Origin of the sequence: Burkholderia sp. Bp9090 (assembly GCF_003857985.1) — a bacterium.
GTDB lineage: Bacteria > Pseudomonadota > Gammaproteobacteria > Burkholderiales > Burkholderiaceae > Burkholderia.
Genome location: NZ_QTPV01000010.1, coordinates 67555 through 86703 on the forward strand (window position 1 = coordinate 67555; position 19149 = coordinate 86703).

Annotated in this window: 19 protein-coding genes and 1 pseudogene; 12 read left to right on the forward strand and 8 right to left on the reverse strand. The window is 68.9% G+C overall.

The window, feature by feature from the left end; translation table 11 throughout:
• Positions 1–30: 30 nt before the first annotated feature.
• Complete coding sequence (locus tag DIE16_RS12280) at positions 31–1251, reverse strand: helix-turn-helix domain-containing protein (protein WP_124520213.1); 1221 nt, start codon at positions 1249–1251, stop codon at positions 31–33.
• A 113-nt stretch (positions 1252–1364) separates the two neighbouring features.
• On the opposite strand from DIE16_RS12280, the gene DIE16_RS12285 reads away from it, so the two are divergent.
• The 5 genes from DIE16_RS12285 to guaA all read left to right on the forward strand — a co-directional run bounded on the left by DIE16_RS12285 (position 1365) and on the right by guaA (position 7074).
• Positions 1365–2129 (forward strand): DUF899 domain-containing protein, encoded by a 765-nt coding sequence (locus DIE16_RS12285; RefSeq protein WP_124570230.1) that lies wholly within the window; start codon positions 1365–1367, stop codon positions 2127–2129.
• A 30-nt stretch (positions 2130–2159) separates the two neighbouring features.
• Positions 2160–2987 carry a DUF2182 domain-containing protein gene (locus DIE16_RS12290; RefSeq protein WP_124520020.1) on the forward strand — a complete coding sequence of 276 codons (828 nt, stop codon included), beginning with the start codon at positions 2160–2162 and terminating at the stop codon, positions 2985–2987.
• A 275-nt stretch (positions 2988–3262) separates the two neighbouring features.
• On the forward strand, positions 3263–4723 hold the full coding sequence (gene guaB, locus DIE16_RS12300) for an IMP dehydrogenase (protein WP_042977262.1): 1461 nt from the start codon (positions 3263–3265) through the stop codon (positions 4721–4723).
• Between the two features lie 6 nt (positions 4724–4729).
• On the forward strand, positions 4730–5347 hold the full coding sequence (locus DIE16_RS12305; RefSeq protein WP_044843751.1) for a hypothetical protein: 618 nt from the start codon (positions 4730–4732) through the stop codon (positions 5345–5347).
• A gap of 107 nt (positions 5348–5454) precedes the next feature.
• The gene (guaA, locus tag DIE16_RS12310; RefSeq protein ID WP_124892341.1) at positions 5455–7074 is read left to right on the forward strand and encodes a glutamine-hydrolyzing GMP synthase; all 1620 of its coding nucleotides are present in this window, start codon (positions 5455–5457) and stop codon (positions 7072–7074) included.
• Positions 7075–7290: 216 nt separating this feature from the next.
• Here the strand turns inward: guaA and DIE16_RS12315 are convergent, their stop codons facing one another.
• On the reverse strand, positions 7291–7944 hold the full coding sequence (locus tag DIE16_RS12315) for a DJ-1/PfpI family protein (protein ID WP_124892342.1): 654 nt from the start codon (positions 7942–7944) through the stop codon (positions 7291–7293).
• Positions 7945–8052: 108 nt separating this feature from the next.
• Here DIE16_RS12315 and DIE16_RS12320 point away from each other — a divergent pair, with 108 nt between their 5' ends.
• Positions 8053–8598, forward strand: coding sequence for a TetR/AcrR family transcriptional regulator (locus DIE16_RS12320; RefSeq protein WP_124892343.1), 546 nt, complete (start codon positions 8053–8055; stop codon positions 8596–8598).
• A gap of 145 nt (positions 8599–8743) precedes the next feature.
• On the opposite strand, the pseudogene DIE16_RS12325 reads toward DIE16_RS12320, so the two are convergent.
• From DIE16_RS12325 to DIE16_RS12350, 6 genes and pseudogenes are all read right to left on the reverse strand, one after another.
• Positions 8744–9055, reverse strand: a pseudogene (locus tag DIE16_RS12325) (acetyltransferase); the annotation flags it as partial.
• Positions 9056–9397, reverse strand: a complete 342-nt coding sequence (locus DIE16_RS12330) for a gamma-butyrobetaine hydroxylase-like domain-containing protein (RefSeq protein WP_124486204.1) — start codon at positions 9395–9397, stop codon at positions 9056–9058. It lies immediately after the preceding pseudogene.
• Positions 9394–10356: a HEAT repeat domain-containing protein gene (locus DIE16_RS12335; RefSeq protein ID WP_124666425.1), complete on the reverse strand. Its 963-nt coding sequence runs from the start codon at positions 10354–10356 to the stop codon at positions 9394–9396. Before DIE16_RS12335 ends, DIE16_RS12330 begins: the two co-directional genes overlap by 4 nt.
• A 38-nt stretch (positions 10357–10394) precedes the next feature.
• Positions 10395–10640, reverse strand: coding sequence for a ferredoxin family protein (locus tag DIE16_RS12340; protein ID WP_006755644.1), 246 nt, complete (start codon positions 10638–10640; stop codon positions 10395–10397).
• A 17-nt stretch (positions 10641–10657) separates the two neighbouring features.
• Positions 10658–12397: a fumarate reductase/succinate dehydrogenase flavoprotein subunit gene (locus tag DIE16_RS12345; RefSeq protein WP_124892344.1), complete on the reverse strand. Its 1740-nt coding sequence runs from the start codon at positions 12395–12397 to the stop codon at positions 10658–10660.
• The gene (locus tag DIE16_RS12350; RefSeq protein WP_124892345.1) at positions 12394–13164 is read right to left on the reverse strand and encodes a GntR family transcriptional regulator; all 771 of its coding nucleotides are present in this window, start codon (positions 13162–13164) and stop codon (positions 12394–12396) included. The genes DIE16_RS12345 and DIE16_RS12350 overlap by 4 nt, the downstream gene beginning before the upstream one ends.
• 335 nt (positions 13165–13499) lie before the next feature.
• Between DIE16_RS12350 and DIE16_RS12355 the strand changes: the two genes are divergently transcribed.
• The 6 genes from DIE16_RS12355 to DIE16_RS12380 all read left to right on the forward strand — a co-directional run bounded on the left by DIE16_RS12355 (position 13500) and on the right by DIE16_RS12380 (position 19018).
• Entirely contained in the window at positions 13500–13901 is a 402-nt protein-coding gene (locus DIE16_RS12355; RefSeq protein ID WP_044843744.1) for a DnaJ family domain-containing protein, read from the forward strand.
• The gene (tadA, locus tag DIE16_RS12360) at positions 13898–14479 is read left to right on the forward strand and encodes a tRNA adenosine(34) deaminase TadA (protein WP_052664610.1); all 582 of its coding nucleotides are present in this window, start codon (positions 13898–13900) and stop codon (positions 14477–14479) included. The genes DIE16_RS12355 and tadA overlap by 4 nt, the downstream gene beginning before the upstream one ends.
• Before the next feature lie 106 nt (positions 14480–14585).
• Positions 14586–15524 (forward strand): muramoyltetrapeptide carboxypeptidase, encoded by a 939-nt coding sequence (gene ldcA / locus DIE16_RS12365; RefSeq protein WP_124486208.1) that lies wholly within the window; start codon positions 14586–14588, stop codon positions 15522–15524.
• 308 nt (positions 15525–15832) lie between these two features.
• The gene (locus tag DIE16_RS12370) at positions 15833–16537 is read left to right on the forward strand and encodes a GntR family transcriptional regulator (protein ID WP_044843742.1); all 705 of its coding nucleotides are present in this window, start codon (positions 15833–15835) and stop codon (positions 16535–16537) included.
• A gap of 149 nt (positions 16538–16686) precedes the next feature.
• Complete coding sequence (locus tag DIE16_RS12375) at positions 16687–18171, forward strand: NCS1 family nucleobase:cation symporter-1 (RefSeq protein ID WP_124486209.1); 1485 nt, start codon at positions 16687–16689, stop codon at positions 18169–18171.
• Between the two features lie 10 nt (positions 18172–18181).
• A complete protein-coding gene (locus DIE16_RS12380; RefSeq protein ID WP_124486210.1) occupies positions 18182–19018 on the forward strand; it encodes an aspartate/glutamate racemase family protein in 837 nt (278 codons plus the stop codon).
• Positions 19019–19149: the final 131 nt, after the last annotated feature.

Consider the following 19149-nt stretch of genomic DNA (forward strand, 5'->3'; position numbering starts at 1 on the left):
GTTTGTCACCTCGTCGTTGGTATCCCCATCCTAGTCGCCCGGCAGCGGCGCGGGGAGTAACAAGGTCGTCGCGAATCCGGGCAGCGGCGGCGTCATCCAGCGGCGCGCGCGACCGCGGCCGACCGCCTGCACCTTGTCCGCTTCGGCGAGCGCATCGAGCGCGCGCTGCACGGTGCGCGGGTTCACGCCGAGTGCGAGCGCCAGCGCGGAGCTCGACCACGCCTCGCCGTCCGCGAGCAGCGCGAGCACGGCCGCGTGGCGGTCGTCGACCGGACGCGCGAGCACGACGGCCTCGTGCGGGCCGAGCGGTTCGAGCGCGAAGCCGCTCGGCGTCGCAGTGATGTTCGCGAGCGGCCGCAGCACCGCGCGCAAGCGGCCGATCTCGACGCGCAGGCGGGCGCGATGCGATTCGTCCGCATGTCTCGCGCGAAACGCCGCGGCGACGAGCGTGTTTCTCGACACGTCGCCGGGCCACGCCTCGCCCAGTGCGCGGGCGAGCACGAACAGCACCGGGCGGCGTGCGAGCGACACGGTCGTGCGCGCGTCGCGCACCGCGTGGCGGCATGCATCGACGACCAGCGCGTTCGATGCCAGCAGCGCCTCGACCTCGTCGAGCAGCACGAGCCGCGACGCACCGCGCGCGATGAGTCGCGCGGCCGGCGTATCGAGCATGCGGGCGGCCGTGTCGACTTCGGCCGTCAGCGCGGCGATGCCGGCGTCCCGTGCGGCCGCGCGCGCACGGGCGAGCGCCAGGCGCGCCGCGTGCGGGCGGATGCGGCGCATCGCGATGCCGGCCGCGATCAGTTCATGAGCTGCGCGCGATGCGGCGGGCAGCGGTGCGGGATCGAGGCTCGCGAGCCGCTGTTCGGCATCCCCGACGTGCCCGATCAGCAGCAGCCGGCGCACGCCGAGATAGCGCGCATGCGCGGCGTTCGTGCGGTCGCCGTGTGCGTCGAGCGTCGCGCAGGCGGCGTCGAGGGCGCGCGACGGCCAGCCGAGGTCGCGTGACGCCAGCGCGATCTCGGCCTCCGCGACGACGCAGCGCGCCCGCGCGACGGCTTCCTTCGCGCCGAACGCGCGAGCCGCGCTGCGCACGAGCGCGCGTGCGCGCTCGAAATCGCCGAGCTGGGCCATCGCGATGCCGCGCAACGCGAGCGCCGGCGCGTCGTCGCGCAACGCGACGCGGTTCAGCGCGCCGAGCGGGTCGCCCGCCGCGAGCGCCCGCGCGGCGGCCGTGATCAGCGAATCCATCCGAATCCCGACACAGTTGTCACTCCCTCCGGTTCGACGCCCGGTCCTAATCTAGCACCACGCACACGGCAGATGTGCCGTGCCCGGATATCCATCGAAAGGAGGAACCCGTAATGACGAACCATCTCACCGGAACGCGCGACGAATGGCTGGCTGCGCGCCGCGCGCTGCTCGATGCGGAAAAGGCGCTGACCCGGCAGGGCGACGAACTCGCGCGGCGGCGCCAGGCGCTGCCGTGGGTGCGCGTCGACAAGGCCTACCGGTTCGACACCGAACGCGGCCCGGCGACGCTCGACGATCTGTTCGGCGGCCGCTCGCAACTGCTCGTCTATCACTTCATGTTCGGCCCCGACTACAAGGCCGGCTGCCCGTCGTGCTCGGCGCTCGCCGACGGCTTCGACGGTTTCGCGGTCCACCTCGCGAACCACGACGTGACGCTCGCGGCGGTGTCGCGCGCGCCGCTTGCGAAGCTGCTGGCATACCGGCAGCGGATGGGCTGGCACTTTCCGTGGGCGTCGTCGGACGGCGGCGAGTTCAACTTCGACTTCAACGTGTCGTTCACCGAAGCGCAGCAGCGCGCCGGCGACGTCGAATACAACTATGCGCGCGCCGCCCACGCGATGGACATGGACCCGCCGCCCGCCGCGCTCGCCCAGTTCGCGGCGACGTGCGGCACCGACGCCGCGACGTACGCGCGCGACCGGCCGGGGATGAGCGCGTTCGTACGCGAGGACGGCATCGTCTATCACACGTATTCGACGTACGCGCGCGGGCTCGACGGGCTGTGGGGGATGTACCAGTGGCTCGATCGCGCGCCGCTCGGGCGCAACGAGACGGGCGTGTGGTGGCGCCGTCATGACGAGTACGCACGCGGTTGAGCACGGCCCGGCGAGCCGCGGGAGCGGGCGATGAGCACGGCGACGAAACGGGCTGTTGCTGCTGACGCGGGCGGCGGCCGGCGGGTGTTCGGCGCCGCGCTCGTCGCGGTATGGGCCGCCGCGATCTGGGCGACGCTCGCGCAGCACGCATCGATGGACGCGATGGGCGGCATGCCGATGGCCGGCGGCTGGACGCTGTCGGCCGGGTGGCTCAGGCCGTGCGGATGGCAGGCTGGGCGCGCGTTCGCCGCATTCGCCGGGATGTGGGGCGCGATGACGGTGACGATGATGCTGCCGGTGCTGGCGCCGGTGCTCTGGCGATGTCGGCAACGTCTCGGCGCGGCGGACGACGCGCGTGCGGCATGGTTCGTCGCGGTCGCGGGCACCGCGTATTTCTCCGTGTGGATGGCGCTCGGCGCGCTCGTGTTTCCGGTCGGCACTGCATGGGCGGCGGCCGCCGCGCGGCTGCCCGCGCTCGCCGCCACGGTGCCGTTCGCGGCTGGCGCGATCGTGCTCGGCGCGGGCGTGCTGCAGTTTTCCGGCTGGAAGGCGCGCCGGCTCGCTTGCTGCCGGCATGCGCCGGACGACGCATGCGCGCCGCGGGCGGCAGCCCGGGCTGCGGTCGCGTGGCGGTACGGCGTGCGTACCGCGCTACGGTGCGGTGCCTGCTGCGGGAACCTGACGGCCGTCGCACTGGCGGCCGGCATGATGGACCTGCGCGTGATGGCCGTCGTGACCGTGGCGGTCGCCGCCGAGCGGCTGGCGCCGGCTGGCGTTCGCGTCGCGCGGCTCGTCGGCGGCGTGGCGATCGGCGCCGGCGCGGCGATGATCGCGTGGGCGGCGGCCGGACTGGCCTAGCGGCGCCCCGGGGGGCGGCGCGCGTCGAACGGGGCCGGCGCAGGCGCCGTCGGCAGGTCCGGCGTCGTGCGGCAACGGCGGGCGATCGGCCCGATTCCGGCCGGCTGCGCGAATGGGCCGATGCGGGGGTGAAACGAAAGGCGATCGAAAACGAACCGAACGGCGATCCGAACGATTCGGCCCCCGGGCGCCTGAAGGCGGCTAACCCGTTGTTCGTGTTGTGAAAATTCGCAGCGCTTCGCGTATAATTCGCTTTTGCGCCCATAGGATTTGCCATGCGTCTGATCCAAAAAGCACTCACTTTCGATGATGTGCTCCTCGTTCCCGCCTTTTCCGACGTTCTCCCGCGCGACACCAGCCTGAAGACCAAGCTGACCCGCAACATCTCCCTGAACATGCCGCTCGTGTCCGCCGCGATGGACACGGTCACCGAAGGTCGCCTCGCGATCGCGATGGCGCAGCAGGGTGGTGTGGGCATCGTCCACAAGAACCTCACGCCGGCCGAGCAGGCTCGCGAAGTCGCGAAGGTCAAGCGTTTCGAATCGGGCGTCGTGCGCGACCCGATCACGGTTCCGCCGCAGATGAAGGTGCGCGACGTGATCGCGCTGTCGCGTCAGCATGGCATCTCGGGCTTCCCGGTCGTCGAAGGCCCGCAGCTCGTCGGTATCGTCACGAACCGGGACCTGCGTTTCGAAACGCGCCTCGACGAGCCGATCAAGTCGATCATGACGCCGCGCGAGCGCCTCGTCACGGTCAAGGAAGGCACGCCGCTCGCCGAAGCGAAGGCGCTAATGCACAGCCACCGCCTCGAGCGCGTGCTGGTCGTCAACGACGCGTTCGAACTGCGCGGCCTGATGACCGTCAAGGACATCACGAAGCAGACCGAGCACCCGGACGCGTGCAAGGACGAGCACGGCAAGCTGCGCGCAGGCGCGGCGGTCGGCGTCGGCCCGGACAACGAAGAGCGCGTCGAGCTGCTGGTGCAGGCCGGCGTCGACGTGATCGTCGTCGATACCGCGCACGGTCACAGCAAGGGCGTGCTCGAGCGCGTGCGCTGGGTCAAGCAGAACTTCCCGCACGTCGAGGTGATCGGCGGCAACATCGCGACGGCTGCCGCCGCGAAGGCGCTGGTCGAATACGGTGCGGACGCGGTCAAGGTCGGTATCGGCCCGGGCTCGATCTGCACGACGCGGATCGTCGCCGGTGTCGGCGTGCCGCAGATCAGCGCGATCGCGAACGTCGCGGAAGCGCTGAAGGGCACCGGCGTGCCGTGCATCGCCGACGGCGGCGTGCGCTTCTCGGGCGACGTGTCGAAAGCTCTCGCGGCCGGCGCGAACGCGGTGATGATGGGCAGCATGTTCGCAGGCACCGAAGAGGCGCCGGGTGACGTGTTCCTGTATCAGGGCCGCCAGTACAAGTCGTACCGCGGCATGGGCTCGGTCGGCGCGATGAAGGACGGCGCGGCAGACCGCTACTTCCAGGACAACTCGGCGAACATCGACAAGCTCGTGCCGGAAGGCATCGAAGGCCGTGTCGCGTACAAGGGTTCGGTCAACGCGATCCTGTTCCAGCTGGTCGGCGGCGTGCGCGCGAGCATGGGCTACTGCGGCTGCCGCACGATCGACGAGCTGCACGACAAGGCCGAATTCGTCCAGATCACCGCGGCGGGCATGCGCGAGTCGCACGTGCACGACGTGCAGATCACGAAGGAAGCACCGAACTACCACGTGGACTGATCGCCGATGAAACCGCTGCTGCGAGCCGTGCTGATCGTCGATGCCGTGCTGCTGCTGGCGTTCGGCGTGCTGTTCGTGCTGACGCCCTGGCAGGCGCTGTTCAACGCGCTGCAGCTGGCGAACATCCAGCCGGCGATGCTCGGCCAGGCGTTCGGCATCGCGCTGCTCGGCCTCGCGTGGCTCGCGTTTCATGCGGCGCTCAACGGTGACCTCACGGCGCCCGTCGCACGTGCGGTCGGCCATGTGAACTGGCTGATCGGCGTGCTGGCGGTCGTGTGGTCGTTCGGCACCGGCAACGGTCCCGCACTCGCGGCCGCTGGCCGCGTGTTGTCGGCGATGGCCGGGGTCGCGCTGATCTTGCTGGGCCTCGGCGGCGTGCGGCTGGCATCGACCGTGCGGCGGCGCGAGAAGGCGGAAAGGGTGGAACGGGCGCAGGCGCCCGACGCTCGGGACGCGAAGCGCCCGGCCGAACCAGCGGTGGCCTCCGCGCCGCGGCAGCGGGTCGAACCGGTCGTCAGCCGTCCGGCGGCGCCCTCGGCGCCGGCCGCGGCCACCACGTCGGCCGCATCCGACCGCGCGTCAGGCAGCGTCGCATTCGACGCCCGCCCGCCGTTGCAGGATTGACCGGCGATGCGTCGCGCGAGCCGCCTGCCGCCCGACGCCGCTGTCCATGCTTTTGACGCAGCGCTTCGTGCGCTGCTTTTCTTATTCTCTTCATCCCGTCCGCAGCCATGCACGACAAAATCCTGATTCTCGACTTCGGTTCGCAAGTCACCCAACTGATCGCGCGCCGCGTGCGCGAAGCGCACGTCTACTGCGAAATCCACCCGAACGACGTGTCCGACGACTTCGTCCGCGAGTTCGCGCCGAAGGCGGTGATCCTGTCGGGCAGCCACGCGAGCACGTACGAAGACCACCAGCTGCGCGCGCCGCAGGCCGTGTGGGATCTCGGCGTGCCGGTGCTCGGCATTTGCTACGGCATGCAGACGATGGCCGTGCAGCTCGGCGGCAAGGTCGAGTGGAGCGACCATCGCGAATTCGGCTATGCGGAAATGCGCGCGCACGGCCATACGCGCCTGCTCGACGGCATCGAGGATTTCAAGACGGACGAAGGCCACGGGATGCTGAAGGTCTGGATGAGCCACGGCGACAAGGTTGCCGAGCTGCCGCCGGGCTTCGCGCTGATGGCGTCGACGCCGAGCTGCCCGATCGCCGGCATGGCCGACGAGGCGCGCGGCTACTACGCGGTGCAGTTCCACCCGGAAGTCACGCACACGGTGAAGGGCCGCCAGATCATCGAACGCTTCGTGCTGCAGATCGCCGGCGCGAAGCCCGACTGGATCATGAAGAACCACATCGAGGAAGCCGTCGCGAAGATTCGCGAGCAGGTCGGTGACGAGGAAGTGATTCTCGGCCTGTCGGGCGGCGTCGATTCGAGCGTCGCGGCCGCGCTGATCCACCGCGCGATCGGCGACCAGCTGACCTGCGTGTTCGTCGACCACGGCCTGCTGCGCCTGAACGAAGGCAAGATGGTGCTCGACATGTTCGAGGGCCGCCTGCATGCGAAGGTCGTGCACGTCGACGCATCCGAGCAGTTCCTCGGCCACCTGGCCGGCGTGACCGATCCGGAAGCGAAGCGCAAGATCATCGGCCGCGAGTTCGTCGAGGTGTTCCAGGCCGAGGCGAAGAAGCTGTCGAAGGCGAAGTGGCTCGCGCAGGGCACGATCTATCCGGACGTGGTCGAATCGGGCGGCACGAAGACGAAGAAGGCGACGACGATCAAGAGCCACCACAACGTCGGCGGCCTGCCGGAAACGCTCGGCCTGAAGCTGCTCGAGCCGCTGCGCGACCTGTTCAAGGACGAAGTGCGCGAACTCGGCGTCGCGCTCGGCCTGTCGCCGGAGATGGTGTACCGCCATCCGTTCCCGGGCCCGGGCCTCGGCGTGCGGATTCTCGGCGAAGTGAAGCGCGAATACGCGGACCTGCTGCGTCGCGCGGATGCGATCTTCATCGAGGAGTTGCGCGGCACGACCGCCACCGCGCAGGACGCGGCAGCGGGCCTGTGCGGCGAGGCCGACGTCGGCAAGACCTGGTACGACCTGACGAGCCAGGCGTTCGCGGTGTTCCTGCCGGTGAAGTCGGTCGGCGTGATGGGCGATGGCCGCACGTACGACTACGTGACGTCGCTGCGCGCGGTGCAGACCACCGACTTCATGACCGCGCACTGGGCGCACCTGCCGTACGCGCTGCTCGGCCGTGCGTCGAACCGGATCATCAACGAGGTGCGCGGGATCAACCGCGTGGTGTACGACATCTCGGGCAAGCCGCCGGCGACGATCGAGTGGGAGTGAGCGTCGGCGTCGAGGCGTGCCTCGATGACCGATAGCGGCATCGGATGATGCGCAACGCCCGGCAGGGGAACCTGCCGGGCGTTGTCGTTTGTGCGGTTGGCGGCCGTGATTCGATGGTCGCCGGCGCGCAGTGTTTTCCTTGCCTGCATGCCGGGTCCGGGCACCGAGGTGCGGGACAGCCCGGCCACTACAAGCGACGCGTCTGCATGTCGCGCACTAGGGCAGCCGACGACCGCCGGCATCGATCATCCTGATCGAGCCCGAAGTCTGCCCCTGTCCTTGTCGAATGCTGAATTCGATGATGTCCTCGTAGAGTTCCCGTTGTCCGGCGGGCAGGACCGGCAGCAACGTCTCGCGCCGCTTGTCCGCATCGAACATCGATTCCACGAGCCATCCCGTCAGATAGAGCGCCGCCACGCAGCCGCCCGCCGTCGCAACATTGCCGTGGCACACGAGCGGCTGGTCCGGCACATGCAGCCCGCGATCCGTCAGCCCGTGTCGCGCGTCGGGGTGCGTCGTTGCGCGACGGTCCGGCAAAAGCCCGAGCCGCTCCAGGACGAAGGCGCCCGCGCAGATCGATCCGATGTATTGGCGCGCCGGATCGAGATCGAACGACGGCAGGAAATCCGGGCTCGCGAGCGCGGCCGGGATGCCCAGCCTGCCGCTCGAGAACAGCACGGCGTCGGCGCAATTGGCTTCCTCGAGCGGGCCGTGCACGGGGATGGCCAGACCATGCGCGGAACGCAACAGCGGCTGCGCGCCGAGAATCCGGACACGCCAGTCCGTGGTATTGCGGCCGAGGATGTCCCACATCAGGAACAGGTCGATGTCGGTGAACTGGTCGAATGCGACGAGAGCGATGTCTTTCAACGTGAACTCCGTGAGTCGTGGCGCCTTGCAGGAAGCGGTGGCGGCCGTGATAGAGTTCGCAGCCTATCTGCCCATGCCGCGCCATACACAGCCTGTATGGCGATACCGATGCGCACACTGACTCGAAACGACTGGATCGCCGCGGGCTTCGACGCCCTCGACGGGGAAGGGTATGCGGGGATTTCGGCCGAGCGTCTCGCACGACGGCTGAACGTGACCCGCGGCTCGTTCCATCACCACTTCCGGAATCGGGAGGACTTCGTCAGGACGTTGCTGACCGCGTGGGAGGACGATTACACCGCACGCATGCTCGCCTACGCGGCGGACGGCCGCGGCGCGGCCGACACGCTGACGCGTTACCTGCGCATCGCGGCGGAGAAGCGACCGGGGCGCGAAGTGGCGATCCGCGCCTGGGCATTGCAGGACGCGCTGGTCGCGGAATTCCAGCAGCGCGTCGATGCCACGCGTCTCGCATTCGCGCTCGAGACGTCCCGTCGGTGGGTACCCATGCCGGGCGAAGCCGAGATCGTCGGGCAGATCGCGCACCTGTGTCTGATCGGCGGCCAGCAGGCCGGACTGCGGCGCGATGCGGAGCGGTTCAACCACTTCATGCAGCGTGCGTTCGCGGTCGCCGAGCGCATGCTGCCACGCTGACGCGCGTAGCGGTGCGATGCCCGTGCTGCACGGATGGCTCGCGTATCGCAGAGCAGAAGGCGGGCGGGTGCTCCGTTGTAGCGTCGGTGGAAAGCGCGGTTTTCGATGCAGCGCAAGGCGACGTCACGCGCTGTCCCGATCCTGCTCAGTCTGGCTTGCCGCCGCGATAACGAAGGTGAATCAGCGGATAAGGCCGCCCTTGTCCATCGCGCGCCGATCGTCCGCAGCGCTCGAATCCGAGCCGTTCGTAGAATCCCGCCGCCGCTTCGTTCTGCTCGTTGACGTCTGTCGACAGGTCGGGATGGCGTCCGAGGGCCGCTTCGACCAGCCGCCGCCCGACACCCGCGCCGTGGTGCGCGGGATCGACGAACAGCGCTTCCATGTGACTGCCGTCGAGCAGCATGAAGCCGACCGGACGATCGTGCTCGTCGACGGCCAGATCGAGCTTCGCCGACGGTCAGTTCGCGGGATGGCCGGATGCGGGCACGTCGTGCGCTGCGGCGCCCGCATCCGTCTCGTCTGCGCCGAGTTCCGCCAGAAACGGCCACGGATAGATGCCGCGCGCGTGACCGTCGCCGAACAGCAGGCGGATGCCGTAACCGGCCGCTTCCACGCCGTCCAGCGTCAGGTCGGGTGGCGCGTCGACCTGCCCGCCATCGAGTCGGATCTTCCGGCATGCGGCGCATGGGCAAGCGCTGCGCAGGCGCGCATAGCCGATGTGCTGCGTGTCGGCGTCCGGCCAGCACAGCGTCAATGCGCGGGCCGCATGATCGAGCAGGATCTCGGTCGGCGGCGTCATCGTGCATCTTCCCCGATCTGCGCGATCGCGATCCGCACGGCCTTGCGTACTTCGGGATCGCGATCGTCGAGCGCGTCGTGCAGCGCGGGCAGCGTCGCAGGATCGCGCAGTTCGCCGAGCGCGAGCGCGGCCTCCTTGCGCAGGTTGCTGATCGCGTGCGACAGCAGCGCGGCGACGGCCTGCGCCGCGGCGGCGTCGCGCAATTGCCCGAGTGCGCGCACCGCACGCAAGCGCACCTGCCAGTAATCGTCGTCGAGCGCGGCGACGAGCGGTGCGCGCGCGGCCGCGACACGCAGCTTGCCGAGCGTCGCGGCCGCTTCCTCGCGGACCTGCCATTCGGCGTCGCGCAGCGCCGCCAGCAAGGCGGTGACGACGGCCGTGTCGGCGGACGCGGCGAATCCGACCGCGCCGACCGCGATACGCCGTACGTCCGCATGCGTGTCGGTCGTGGCGATGCGCGCGAGCGGCGCCAGCGCGCGGGCGTCCTTGAGCCAGCCGAGCACGGCGACGGCCTCGGCGCGCACGGCCGACGCCGGCGCGTCGAGTGCGCGCAGCGCCGGCGCGAACGCGTCGGGGTCGCGCAGTTCACGCAGCGCGCGCAGCACGGCGCCGCGCACGAACGGTTCGGCGTGCTCGACCCAGCGGCACAGCGCGGCGCCGGATGCGACGTCCTTCAGTTCGGACAGGCTGTGTGCGGCGGTCGCGCGCACGTCGTCGTCCGGATCGAGCAGTGCGCGGCACAGCGCGTCGACGACGTCGGGCTGCTCCCAGGCGGCGAGCACACGCGCGGCTTCGCCGCGCACGTCGGCGGACGGATCGTCGCGCAGCGCGGCTACGAAGATCGGCACGAGATCGGGATCCTCGAGATCGGCGAGTTCGAGCAGCGCGATCCGGCGCACCGATGCATCGGGTGCGGCAACGCGCGCGACGAGCGCGGCATGGTCGGAAGCAGGTTTCATGTGTCGTGAGTCCGGTAGTGGGGAAGCGGCGCGCCAGGTCAGCGCAGCAGGTACGGGATGTCGACCTTGACCGCACCGGTCGGGCAGTCGCGTTCGCACGGCATGCAGTACCAGCATTCGTCGAACTGCATGTAGGCCTTGCCCTTGGTCACGTCGATCGCGAGCAGGTCGAGCGGGCACACGTCGACGCAGACGGTGCAGCCCTTGTCGGCGATGCAGCGGTCCTCGTCGATCGTCACGGGCGCGCTGCTGCGCAGGAAGATGTCGTGCGGGGTATGGGGCACGGTAAGGCTCCTCGGAGTCAGAGGGCGGCCGCGTGTGCGGCCGGTTCGCGGATGCGCAGGTGCGCGTAGGCGCTGCGTTCGTCGTCGGCGAGCGGCACGACGTAGGGTTCGACCGGTCGTTTCTCGCTGCGCATCGTGCCGTCGGCACCCTTGCGCAGCCACGTGTGGCAGAACCACTCGGCATCGTTGCGATGCGGAAAGTCGACGCGATGGTGGTACAGCCCCCAGCGGCTCTCGGTGCGGAACAGCGACGCGCGCGCGGCCATTTCGGCGCAGTCGCGGATCGCGCGCACTTCGGCCGCGCGCATCAGTTCATGCGGGTGGCCCGCCTTGATTTCTTCGATATCCTCAGTAATGCCGTCAAAACGTTGCAGCCCGATCTCCATCTTGCGCGTCGCCTTCGGCGGCTGCAGGTAATCGTTCACCATGCGGCGCAGCTTGTATTCGACCTGCGCCGGCGCGAGGCCGCGCTCGCGCGTGAGCGGCGCAAGCACGCGGGCGCGTTCGGCGGCGACCTGTTCGTCGTCCACCGGCGCGTGAGCGCGGCCGGCCACGTAGTCGGCCGCGTTCTGTCCGGCGAACCAGCCGTAGGTGAATGCGCCGAGCATGTAGTTGTGCGGGACCGCCGCCATGTCGCCGGCCGCGTAGAGCCCCGGCACGGTCGTTTCCGCGCGGGCGTTTACGTAGACGCCGGATGCGCTGTGGCCGCTGCAGAAGCCGATCTCGGAGATGTGCATCTCGACCATCTGGCGCCGGTAGTCGGTGCCGCGCCCCGCGTGAAAGCGGCCGCGGCTCGGCCGCTCGTTGGTGTGCAGGATCTGCTCGATGGTCTGGATCGTTTCCTCCGCGAGGTGGTCGAGCTTCAGGAACACCGGGCCGTTGCCGCTTTGCAGTTCCTGGTAGAACTCCCACATCATCTGGCCGCTCCAGTAGTCGCACTCGATGAAGCGCTCGCCCTTGCCGTTCGCGGTGAAGCCGCCGAGCGGGCCCGTCACGTATGCGCAGGCCGGGCCGTTGTAGTCCTTGATCAGCGGATTGATCTGGAAGCACTCGAGGTTCGCGAGCGCCGCGCCCGCGTGGTACGCCATCGCGTAGCCGTCGCCCGCATTGGTCGGGTTCTCGTAGGTGCCCATCAGGTAGCCGGACGCCGGCAGGCCGAGCCGGCCGGCCGCGCCGCAGCACAGGATCACGGCCTTCGCGCGGATCACGTGGAACTCGGCCGTGCGGCAGTCGAAGCCGAGCACGCCGCTCGCGCGGCCCTGCGCGTCGGTCAGCACGCGCGTCGCGACGGTCCGGTTCGTGATCGCGATGCGCGCGCGCTTCAGCTGCCGGTACAGCACCTTCTTGATGTCGTGGCCTTCCGGCATCGGCAGCACGTACGAACCCATGTGGTGGACCTTCTTCACCGCGTAGTCACCGGTGCCGTCCTTCTCGAACTTCACGCCCCAGCGGTCGAGCTGCTCGATCGTCGCAAAGCTGTGCGTCGCATACGCGTACACGGCTTCCTGATCGACGATCCCGTCGTTGGCGATCGTGATCTCGCGCGTGTACTGCTCGGGTGTCGCGTGGCCCGGGATCACCGCGTTGTTCAGCCCGTCCATCCCCATCGAGATCGCGCCGCTGCGCTTCACGTTGGCCTTCTCCAGCAGCAGCACGCGCAGCGACGGGTCGCGCTCCTTCGCCTTGATCGCCGCCATCGGGCCGGCCGTGCCGCCGCCGACCACGACGATGTCGTATTCGAGTACATGGGTATTCATTGAGGATTCCTTGCAGGTTGGCGGGTCTTCTGCCGGTCGATGCGCAGCCGGTACTGGAAGGCGTCGCCGCGGAAGTACAGGTGTTCGTAGTCGATCGGCGTGCCCGACGCGTCGTGCGTCAGGCGCTCGATCCGCAGCACGGGGCTGCTTTCCTCGACGCGCAGCGCGTCGACGATTTCATCGTCGGCGAGGATCGCGTCGATCGACACGTCGGCGTGGCCGAGCGACACGCCGCAGTCGTTCTCGAGGATCAGGAAGATGTCGCGGGTCGCGAGATCGGCGCCGGCGAGCCGCTGGCCGAGCGCCTCGGGCACCCACGTCTGCTCGAGCGACACCGGCTCGCGGTTCAGCAGCCGCACGCGGTGGATCTCGACGAGCGGCGCGCCTTCGGGCACGTTCAGCTTCGTCGCGAGGTGCCGATCGGCCTTCACGGTGCGAAAGCTGCGCAGCTCGTTGACGATCTCGTAACCCATCGACGACATCGCCTCGGCGAAGCCCTGCAGCGACGTCACGTTCTGGAACGCCTTCGGCTTCGACACGAACGTGCCCTTGCCGTGCAGCTTGAACAGCAGGCCTTCCTTCTGCAGGTCGCCGAGTGCCTGGCGCACCGTGATGCGACTCACGTCGAACATCGCGCAGAGTTCGTGCTCGGACGGCATCCGGCTGTGTGGTGCATAGGTGCCGTCGAGGATGCGCGTGCGCAGCGTGTCCTTGATCTGCACGTAGAGCGGCGCCGCCGACAGCGGCACGACGTTGGGTGGGGTCATCGGTCAACTTGTTATGACAAGATGGCTCGAGTGTAGTGAGCGCGCTCGCGCGTCCCAACCAACTATTTCTGATTTCGACTTTCCGATTCCGGAAAAGCGGGGCGGCGGCGACCCGCGCGAAAATAAAAAAACAGGGCGCGACACGGCCCGCGCAAACGGCGCCGAATCCGCGCGGAGCCTGCTGCGGCGCAGCACAGCGGCAAGTCGCGGCGATCGGCACGCATGCGCGCCGATTCGGCCCCTAAAAAACACAATATCGAGCATGCGTTCGAAGGGCCTGTCATACGCACGTCACCCTGCTAGAATTCGGCTGCCGCATTTGTTCCGATTGACTGATGAGATTGCTTGACGCACTGGTCGAACAACGCATTGCCGCCGCCGCCGCGCGGGGCGAGTTCGACGATTTGCCGGGTACCGGCGCGCCGCAGGCGCTGGATGACGACCTGCTCGTACCCGAGGAGGTGCGGGTGGCCAACCGTATCCTGAAGAATGCGGGCTTCGTGCCGCCGGCCGTCGAGCAACTGCGCGCGCTGCGCAACCTGCAGGACGAACTGCAGGCGGTCAGCGACCGCGCCGCGCGCTGCCGGCTGCAGGCGAAGATCCTCGCCCTCGACATGGCGCTCGAATCGCTGCGCGGCGGCCCGATGGTGATGCCGCGCGACTATTGCCGGCGCATCGCGGAACGTCTGTGCGAGCGCGGGCTCGACGACGCGCCCGCCGAAGCGGGGCCGATGTGAGCGCCGACGCGCTGCCCGACGCGGCAGCCGGACCGGCTGTCGTTCCCGATGCTCCCGTTCCCGAAGCCGCGCCGGTGTCGGCGCGCGACCTGCATTTCATGCGGCTCGCGCAGGCTGCCGCCGAAGAGGCGCGCGCGGCCGGCGAAGTGCCGGTCGGCGCGGTGCTCGTGCGCGGCGACGAAGTGATCGCACGCGGCTTCAACCATCCGATCGGCGGGCACGATCCGTCGGCCCACGCGGAAATGGCCGCGCTGCGCATGGCCGCGCAGCATCTGCAGAATTACCGAATGCCCGGCTGCGAGCTGTACGTGACGCTCGAGCCGTGCCTGATGTGCGCGGGCGCGATCATGCACGCGCGCATCGCGCGGGTCGTCTACGGCGCCGCCGACCCGAAGACGGGCGCGTGCGGCAGCGTGATCGACGCGTTCGCGAATCCGCAGCTCAATCACCATACCGACGTGACCGGCGGCGTGCTCGCCGACGAGTGCGGCGCCGCGCTGAAATCGTTCTTCGCGGAGCGCCGTCGCGCGCTGCGGGAAGCACGACTCGCCCGCGACGCCGCATCCGGCGCGTCATAGCGCGCCCGCCGTGCCCGTCGCCCGGAGCGGGCGGGCCGCGCAGTTCCGTGAACCGGAGACGGTTCGGACCCTCTAAGCAGGTTTGACGATCCCGATATCTTTCGCCATGTCCTTCCAGCCCGCCGCGTCCTACACCATCCGCCTGCTGGCGCCGTCCGGTTATCCGCACGACCCCGATGCGATCAACCGCGCGCTCGAGCGCTTGAGCGGCGCGCAGCAGCGCATCGAGAACATCGAGGCGACGCAGCGTCGCTTTCAGCGCTTCGGCGGCACCGACGGCGAGCGGGCCGGCGACCTGAACCGTCTCGCGGATCCGGAGCGCGCGCTGCCGGATATCGCGCTCGCGGTGCGCGGCGGCTACGGCGCCGCGCGCATCCTGCACGGGCTCGACTATCGCGGGCTCGAGCGTCGGCTGCGCGACCAGCCGATCGCGCTCGTCGGCCACAGCGACTTCACCGCGATCCAGCTCGCGCTGTACGCGAAGGCGCGCATCAAGACCTTCGGCGGCCCGATGCTGTCGGCCGACTTCGGCGCGGAAACGCCGAGCGATTTCACGATGCAGCACTTCTGGCGGACGCTGTCGCAGCCGACCACGACGATCGTCACCGAGGCGCCGCAAGTGCAGACCGTGAACGTGACGGGCACGCTGTGGGGCGGCAACCTCGCGATCCTCACGTCGCTCGTCGGCACGCCGTACATGCCCGACATCGAGGGCGGCATCCTGTTCATCGAGGACGTGAACGAGCAGCCGTTCCGGATCGAACGGATGATCTACCAGCTGCACCTGTCGGGGCTGCTCGCGCGCCAGCAGGCGCTCGTGCTCGGCCAGTTCACGGGCGCGCGGCCGTTCGAGTACGACAACGGCTACGACATGCAGGCGATGATCGACCAGATGCGCGCGGTGATCGGCATTCCGGTCGTCACTGGGCTGCAGTTCGGTCACGTGCCCGACCTGCTGACGCTGCCGTTCGGCGCGCAGGCGCAGCTCGTCGCGAATGCGCACGGTTTCCGGCTCACGCTGTCGGACTATCCGCATCTCGGCTGAGGCCGGCAGGGACCATCGAAAGGCGGGGTTTCCCGCCTTTTTCTTTAAGTAAATGTGCAACTAACGGTCGGAAATTTTCATCGCCGCCGATCGGGTTGGTGTCGTGGCGCGCACCATTTTTGTCAACAAAATGGCCGGGAGGGTATACACCGTGAGCCGCCATGGGCAAACGCGAGCGGCTTGTCGTGCCTGGATATCGGGCACAGCGCACCGCTCTGGCACAGGCCGATGCACACCGATTGTGCGCATTCTCTGAAAAGAATTGTTGACAATCTTTATGTCCGTCCTAGGATGAGGACCATCACACGATGCAGAACATGAACGACTCCGCTACCCATCCGTCCGGCGCCGCCGGTCCCGAAGCGATCGCCGAGCGGATCCGCACCGCGATCCTCGAGCATCGGCTCGCGCCCGGCGCGAAGCTGACGGAGGCGCAGCTCTGCGACGTGTTCGGCGTGAAGCGTGGGACGATCCGCCAGGCACTTTCGCAGCTCGCCGCCGACAAGCTGGTCGATCTCGAGCCGAACCGCGGTGCGTTCGTCGCGAGCCCGACGCTGCAGGATGTGCACGAGGTGTTCGAGATGCGCCGGATCATCGAGCTGGCCGTCGTCGAGCGGCTCGCGACGGGGCCGGGCGCGAAGCGGTTGAAGGGCGTCGCCGCGCTGATCGACAAGGAACGCAAGGCGTTCGAGCGGCACGACTTCGCGGCGTGGATCCGCCTGTCGGGCGAATTCCATACGGCGCTCGCGGCGCTGACGGGCAACGCGACGCTCTGCGAGTGCCTCGACGGGCTCGTCGCACGCTCGACGCTGATGTCGGCGCTGTACGAATCGCACGGGCGCAGCCCGTGCTCGTGCGACGACCATGACGAGATCCTGACCGCGCTGGAAGCGGGCGATTCGAAGCGGGCGGTGACGCTGATGGCGCACCACCTGCAGCATGTCGAACTGAAGATGCTGGACCGGCCCGCGCAAGGGCAGGTCGATTTGCGCGAAGTGTTCGGCGGCGCCTGAGCGGCGACGCGAACCCGGCCGCGCGCCACACGACGAGAGCAATGCAGGCCGGCGGTTCGCGCCGCCGGCCGCCAGTCCGACTCCGGACGACGATCCGGAGCGATATCGATGACGGTGGAGCGGCTGCCAGGCCGCGTCAAGGAGAAGTCATGGCTCAGTTCAGTGTGGCGCACGACAGTGCGTATCCGGCGGAAGAAGGCGGCGAGGGCGGCGGCCCCGTGTTGCCGGACGGTTACAGCGAACGTTTGTACAACGAAGATTTGGCACCACTAAAGAATCAGACGTGGGGCTCATATAACATCTTCGCGTTCTGGATGTCGGACGTGCACAGCGTCGGCGGCTACGTGTTCGCGGGCAGCCTGTTCGCGCTCGGGCTGACGAGCTGGCAGGTGCTGATCGCGCTGATCGTCGGCATCACGATCGTGAACCGGCTGTGCAACCTGATCGCGCGGCCGAGCCAGCAGATCGGCGTGCCGTATCCGGTCGCGTGCCGCGCGACCTTCGGCGTGCTCGGCGCGAACGTGCCGGCCGTGATCCGCGGGCTGATCGCGATCGCGTGGTACGGCATCCAGACCTATCTCGCGTCCAGCGCACTCGTGATCGTCGTGCTGAAGTTCTTTCCGCAATGGCTGCCGTACGCGGACGTCCACCGCTACGGCTTCCTCGGGCTGTCGGCGGTCGGCTGGGCCGGCTTCATGCTGCTGTGGGTGCTGCAGGCGCTCGTGTTCTGGAACGGGATGGAGACGATCAAGAAGTTCATCGACTTCGCGGGCCCGGCCGTCTACGTCGTGATGTTCATTCTGGCCGGCTACATGGTGTGGCGCGCGGGCTGGCGCAACATCGGCCTCAACCTCGGCGGCGTCAAGTATCACGGCGCGGAAGTGATTCCGGTGATGATCACGGCCGTGTCGCTCGTCGTGTCGTACTTCTCCGGGCCGATGCTCAATTTCGGCGACTTCTCGCGCTATTGCCGCTCGTTCGGCGACGTGAAGCGCGGCAACTTCTGGGGGCTGCCGGTCAACTTCCTCGCGTTCTCGCTCGTCACGGTGATCACCACCGCCGCGACGCTGCCGGTGTTCGGCGAACTGATCACCGATCCCGTCGAGACGGTCGGCCGCATCGACCATCCGACCGCGGTGATCCTCGGCGCGCTGACCTTCACGATCGCGACGATCGGCATCAACATCGTCGCGAACTTCGTGTCGCCCGCGTTCGACTTCTCGAACGTCGCGCCGCGGCTGATCAGCTGGCGCGCGGGCGGGATGCTCGCGGCCGTCGCGTCGATCTTCATCACGCCGTGGAACCTGTTCAACAACCCGGCCGTGATCCACTACACGCTCGACGTGCTCGGCGCGTTCATCGGCCCGCTGTACGGCGTGCTGATCGCCGACTTCTACCTCGTCAAGCGCGGCCGGCTCGTGCGCGACGACCTGTACACGATGTCGGAGCGCGGCACCTACTGGTACACCGGCGGCGTGAACCGCCGCGCGCTCGCCGCGCTGCTGCCGGCCGCGGTGATCGCCGTCGTCTGCGTGATGGTGCCGGGCTGGCAGGCCGCCGCGAACTTCTCGTGGTTCATCGGCGCGGGGCTCGGCTTCGTGTTCTACCGGCTGCTCGCGAGCACGAAGGCCTGAGGAGCGCGCGATGAAGATCAAGCTGATCAATCCGAACACGACGCAGCGGATGACCGACGCGATGGGCCGCTGCGCGCGCGAAGTCGCGGCGGCAGGCACCGAGATCGTCGCGGTGAGCCCGCCGATGGGGCCGCCGTCGATCGAAGGCTATTACGACGAAGCGCTCGCGACGCCCGGGCTGCTCGCCGAGATCGCGCAGGGCGAGCGTGACGGCTGCGATGCGTACGTGATCGCGTGTTTCGGCGATCCGGGCCTGTATGCGGCGCGCGAACTCGCGCGCGGGCCGGTGATCGGGATCGCCGAGGCGGCGATGCACGCGGCGAGCGTGCTCGCGCCGGGCTTCTCGGTCGTCACGACGCTCGCGCGCACTTGCGGGATGGCATGGCATCTCGCCGAGCGCTACGGGATGAAGCGGTTCTGCCGCAACGTGCGGGCGACCGACGTCGCGGTGCTCGAGCTCGACCGGCCCGGTTCGGCCGCGCGGCGGATCATCGTCGACGAATGCCGGCGCGCGCTCGACGAGGACGGTGCCGACGCGATCGTCCTCGGCTGTGCCGGGATGGCCGAATTCGCGCACGAGATCGAGCAGCAGATCGGCGCGCCGGTCGTGGAAGGTGTCACGGCAGCCGTCAAGTGGGCCGAGGCGCTCGTCGCGCTGCGCCTCGCGACCGCGAAGCGCGGCGACTATGCGCGGCCGCTGCCGAAGCGCTACGACGGCGAATTCGCGCATTTCAGCCCGCCGGAGGGCGCCTCGTCGGCCACGCCGGCCGCCGCCGGGGCGCGCAGCGGAAGCGCCGCACCGGAACCGGTCCCGACTTTGCCGCAACCGCACATACACGCCGTCTGACCTGCACTATCTGCGCCGCTGTATGGGCGCGTATGAACCTTTTCGCTACACTGGGCCGTCATCGCATCGGCCCGTGCGGCCGGCCTCCGGCACCCGCGCGGGTCGATGCGGACCCATTATTTCAGCACGCT